Here is a 452-nt window from a genome sequence, read left to right as displayed (position 1 = left end):
TTGGTTAAGCCAATCACTCTTTGAAGTACTATAAGTACTCAATTATTGGAATTAACGTTGACATATTGTCATTCAGTTTTCAATGTTCATTATCTATTTTAAAAATGGTGGAGACTAGCGGGATCGAACCGCTGACCTCCTGCGTGCAAAGCAGGCGCTCTCCCATCTGAGCTAAGCCCCCAAGATATTAATAGAAGTCGGGAAGACAGGATTCGAACCTGCGACCCCTTGGTCCCAAACCAAGTGCTCTACCAAGCTGAGCTACTTCCCGTTATTTAAAAATGGCGCGCCCGAGAGGAGTCGAACCCCTAGCCTCTTGATCCGTAGTCAAACGCTCTATCCAATTGAGCTACGGGCGCTAAAAATGGTGCCGAGGACCGGAATCGAACCGGTACGGTAATCACTTACCGCAGGATTTTAAGTCCTGTGCGTCTGCCAGTTCCGCCACCCCG

General features: G+C 48.2%; 3 tRNA genes. All 3 read right to left on the bottom strand.

The features are described from left to right. Positions 1-105: 105 nt before the first annotated feature. A tRNA-Ala gene (locus LQ608_RS12385) sits at positions 106-181 on the bottom strand. Between the two features lie 16 nt (positions 182-197). Continuing rightward, a tRNA-Pro gene (locus LQ608_RS12380) sits at positions 198-271 on the bottom strand. 11 nt (positions 272-282) lie between these two features. Further along, a tRNA-Arg gene (locus tag LQ608_RS12375) sits at positions 283-359 on the bottom strand. Positions 360-452 lie beyond the last annotated feature (93 nt).

This window comes from Mammaliicoccus sp. H-M34, assembly GCF_022386495.1.
Lineage (GTDB): Bacteria > Bacillota > Bacilli > Staphylococcales > Staphylococcaceae > Mammaliicoccus > Mammaliicoccus fleurettii.
This window is presented reverse-complemented; position numbering and strand designations above follow the sequence as displayed.